This window comes from Pseudomonas sp. MD195_PC81_125, from assembly GCF_014060985.1.
Lineage (GTDB): Bacteria > Pseudomonadota > Gammaproteobacteria > Pseudomonadales > Pseudomonadaceae > Aquipseudomonas > Aquipseudomonas parakoreensis.
The window spans coordinates 1-4,188 of the sequence record NZ_JABULD010000201.1 but is presented as its reverse complement, the minus strand read 5'-3'; the positions used below and the strand labels follow the sequence as shown (position 1 = coordinate 4,188).

The 4,188-nt window shown below is 57.1% G+C and carries 3 protein-coding genes and 2 pseudogenes; 3 read left to right on the top strand and 2 right to left on the bottom strand.

Annotated features, from left to right (window positions below; all coding sequences use genetic code 11):
- Positions 1 to 125: 125 nt before the first annotated feature.
- Positions 126 to 1,579 (bottom strand): annotated as a pseudogene (gene pyk, locus HT737_RS08625) (pyruvate kinase).
- A 172-nt stretch (positions 1,580 to 1,751) separates the two neighbouring features.
- Between pyk and HT737_RS08620 the strand changes: the two are divergent.
- Both HT737_RS08620 and HT737_RS08615 read left to right on the top strand, forming a co-directional pair.
- A complete protein-coding gene (locus tag HT737_RS08620; RefSeq protein ID WP_047296095.1) occupies positions 1,752 to 2,138 on the top strand; it encodes a tol-pal system YbgF family protein in 387 nt (128 codons plus the stop codon).
- Between the two features lie 229 nt (positions 2,139 to 2,367).
- Positions 2,368 to 2,727 (top strand): PilZ domain-containing protein, encoded by a 360-nt coding sequence (locus tag HT737_RS08615; RefSeq protein ID WP_047296093.1) that lies wholly within the window; start codon positions 2,368 to 2,370, stop codon positions 2,725 to 2,727.
- A 147-nt stretch (positions 2,728 to 2,874) separates the two neighbouring features.
- Here the strand turns inward: HT737_RS08615 and HT737_RS08610 are convergent.
- Positions 2,875 to 3,021 (bottom strand): annotated as a pseudogene (locus tag HT737_RS08610) (DUF6124 family protein); the annotation flags it as partial.
- 431 nt (positions 3,022 to 3,452) lie between these two features.
- On the opposite strand from HT737_RS08610, the gene HT737_RS08605 reads away from it, so the two are divergent.
- Entirely contained in the window at positions 3,453 to 4,064 is a 612-nt protein-coding gene (locus HT737_RS08605) for a hypothetical protein (RefSeq protein ID WP_182402227.1), read from the top strand.
- Positions 4,065 to 4,188: the final 124 nt, after the last annotated feature.

The window sequence follows — 4,188 nt, the reverse complement described above, 5'->3', positions numbered from 1 at the left end:
CCGCCTGGCCCTGTGGGAGCTGGCTTGCCAGCGATGAGGCCAGAGCCGATACAAAATCTGTTGGATCAGAATGCAAAAAGCCCCGACATTCACATGCCGGGGGCTTTTGGTTTTCAGCGATTCACTCAGACCTGTGGATCGCCAACGTGCAGGATCTTCATGCCGTTGGTGCCGCCGGTGGTGTGGTAGCTGTCGCCCTTGGTCAGGATGACCCAGTCGCCTTTTTTCCACGACGCCGCGCTTGACCAGCTCGTCGATGGCTTTCTGGCTGACTTCGTTCGGGGCCAGCGAAGCCGGATCGAACGGAACGGTGTACACGCCACGGAACATCGCCGCGCGGGCCTGGGCTTCGCGGTGCGGGGTGAAGCAGTAGATCGGCACCGACGAACGGATACGCGACATGATCAGCGGGGGTGTAGCCGCTCTCGGTCAGCGCGATGATCGCCTTGACGCCCGGGAAGTGGTTGGCGGTGTACATGGTCGCCAGCGCAATGCTCTCGTCGCAGCGCTCGAATTCCTTACCGATGCGGTGGCTGGACGTCTTGCTGGTCGGGTGCTTTTCAGCGCCAACGCAGATGCGCGCCATGGCCTGCACGGCTTCCAGCGGATAAGCGCCGGCAGCGGATTCGGCAGACAGCATCACGGCGTCGGTGTAGTCGAGCACGGCGTTGGCCACGTCGGACACTTCGGCGCGGGTCGGCATCGGGTTCTGGATCATCGACTCCATCATCTGGGTCGCCACGATCACCGCTTTGTTGTGGCGGCGTGCATGCAGAATGATCTTCTTCTGAATGCCCACCAGCTCGGCGTCGCCGATTTCCACACCGAGGTCGCCACGGGCAACCATGACGGCGTCGGAGGCCTTGATCAGACCGTCGAGGGTTTCGTCATCGGCCACGGCTTCGGCGCGCTCGATCTTCGCCACCAGCCAGGCAGTGCCGCCAGCTTCATCGCGCAGTTGACGGGCGTAGTTCATGTCCGCCGCATCACGCGGGAAAGACACGGCGAGGTAGTCGACTTCCATTTCGGCGGCGAGCTTGATGTCGGCCTTGTCTTTTTCAGTCAGGGCCGGAGCAGTCAGGCCGCCGCCGCGACGGTTGATGCCTTTGTGGTCGGACAGCGGGCCGCCGATGGTCACGATGCAGTGCAGTTCGGTGGCAGTGGCGGTTTCAACGCGCATCACCACGCGGCCGTCGTCGAGCAGCAGCTCGTCGCCCACGCCGCAGTCCTTGACCAGATCCGGGTAGTCGATGCCGACCACTTGCTGGTTGCCTTCGGTCAACGGATGGCTGGTGGAGAAGGTGAACTTGTCACCGATCTTCAGCTCGATGCGCTTGTTGGCGAATTTGGCGATACGGATTTTCGGGCCTTGCAGGTCGCCCAGCAGGGCGACGAAGCGGCCGTGCTTGGCCGCGAGGTCACGCACCAGCTTCGCGCGAGCCTTGTGCTCGTCGGGGGTGCCGTGGGAGAAGTTCAGACGGGCGACGTCCAGACCAGCCAGAATCAGCTGTTCGAGAACTTCCGGCGAGTTACTGGCCGGGCCAAGGGTAGCGACGATTTTGGTACGACGGACGGACATGCAAAGACTCCTCAGGTTCAAGCGCTCGCAGAGGCTACTACGCTCTTTGGGTGTAGTCATTGTTCGTTTGCACTACTTATTGTTTTCTTTATTGAACGCGACAATCGGAACAAAGGACTCTGAAGATTTCTCGCCCGAGGTCGATAATGTTCATAAGACAGGAGAATACCCCATGCGATTCGTGCCCATTGCCGCCCTTGCCCTCAGCGTCCTCGCCGTCACGGGCTGCACCCGTTGGTCGATGAACCATCATCTGAACAACGCCTACAGCGCCTATGACCGGGGCAATTGCGAGCAGGTGATGCTCGAACTGTCCAAGGTCGAACGCGCCAGCCGTGCCCGCCCGTATGTGTGGCCGGAAGTGTCGATGATGCGCGGTCAGTGCCTGGAACGGCAAAAAATGTACATCGACGCGGCGCAGACCTACCAGTTCATCATCGCCTCGTACCCCAACAGCGAATACGCCTTCCGCGCTCGCGCGCGCCTGGAAACCCTGCAGAGCCTGGGTCATTACCCGACGCGTAGCGCAGCGGCCGTGCCAGGTCCGCAACGCTTCTGATGCCGGGTGTCATACAAACGCTGGCCGACTGTACAAGCTGAGCTATAGTCCATTGATCCGGTTCGGCGCCTGGCGCCCGAACCGAGGCAACACCTGCGACTGGTAGAGGTTGAGGTGATGGCGTATTGGCGACCGTCACACCGGGAGCGGGGAGAGCGTGTCTGCGAGACGGGCCCGTTCCGAAGCAAAGGTGCGGCTCTTTAGTGGAGCCTTGCATGGCGTACTGCGCATGTTTACTGACCGCCGAATCGAACGGCATCAACTGCCGTACTTCCTCCGGGTGTACAACAGCGTCACCGACAAACCCATCGGTTTTCTGGGCAACGTGTCCGAAGACGGGCTGATGCTCATCAGTCAGTTGCCGATGATGATCGGCGCCGAATTCCATCTACGCCTGAAAATCCCTGCCAGCGATGGTTGCCAGCAGGTGATCGACCTCAACGCGTGCTGCCTGTGGTGCCAGGAAGACGCCACACCGCTGCATTACGACGCCGGCTTCAGCCTGCAACGCCCGCCTCCGGAATACGGGCAATTGGTCGAGGCGCTGCGCCAGTACTTCAGCTTCCAGCCATTGCCGGCTTCGGCCTGACTTCGGCGGCGCTCGCACGATTGCCATCGCGGGCAAGACCGCTTCCACAGTGTCCGGGGTTGATCAAGGAATGTGTGCACACAACAAATCCCTGGGGGAGCGGGCTTGCCCGCGAAGGCATCAGACCCGACAACGTCTATCTACGGGCTAACCCACAGCAATCGCCCGCTCACTGTCCAGCGTCTTCTCTGCCAGCAACAACCCCATCTCGCTCAACTGATAAATCGCCATCGCCAGATGCCGTGGTTGGTCTTCCAGGCTGTCCGCCAGATCCAGCAGCAGAGTGCTCACCGACTAAACGAGAGGTGGCGGCTGGACGCAGGTTAGTCGACCGGGAGGACTACGAAAAAACCGGCGCGCCCGAGGGCGCCCTGCGCACAGCCACCATTGAGTGCGGGGATAGGGAATACCCGACTTAATGACGCTCATGCACCTTTCGCAGTACCTCCCGGGCGACTAAACCCGACCACTGATTGGCAGCGGCACGGATCACGTTACGGGGCATCGGCAAGGCGCACAAGCCGGCGGATTCTGGCGGATCTGTAGGCAAAGGCGCGAGGCGTTGTAGTTTGCTGCGCGTGTCGAAGTAGGGCGGGGAATCGTTAGCTATTTTAGTGTCTATAAAATATTTTTTTAGAAGTATTTGATCTTTTTAACTGTCAGTTCTGACAGTAGGCGGGTGAGCAGCGGGGAAGTAAATTAAAACTTCACTTGAGGAGAATGTTATGAAGGACGCGAAAATTGATTTGAGTGAAGTTGAGCTTTGGGCGAAGTTCCAAGCTGAAAGGTCAGGAACTATTTATCATGGGCGAGGTGAATTTTTTGATACTGATTTTACTTATTCTGATGGCTGGGATAACGCAGTAACCAGAGTGGCTTATCTTAATCACAGGATTCCAGAGTTGCATGCCTGGTTGTATTATCAATATAAAAAATCTGCCGACGGAAGAACGGTTGATGTCAGGACTAATATGTACAAAATGACTACGCGTCCAATAGATAAGCCGTGGTACAGAGGGAATTTGAATCTTGAATTTCATAATTTCAGTGTAATGCGAACTATACCTTCTCCCGATGCAATGTGGCAGGAAGTACAGCCTTCAGAATTTATTGCCTATGTACGATACGGATCAATTCCGATTCAATCCGCTAATATACAATTCCGTATCGCATGCAACTTTGATGGTACTCATAATGATGGGTGGGAGCATTCTTCATGGGAAGTATTTCCAATAAATGCTGTTCAGGGTGATGAGGTAGTTGATGAGAGGCTCGGCAATCCGCGAATCGTTGTCGAGCGATTTTTTGCAGGGCGAAAGAATAAACAGGGTGAATGAGTGAATGGATTTTAATAGTTCCCCAATGAACTATATACAGATGTTCAATTCTTGGGGGTGGAACCGGAGGGCGTGTTCATGGTTCAGGAATATGATGGCGAAACTGGTCCAGCCAGCGCTGTAA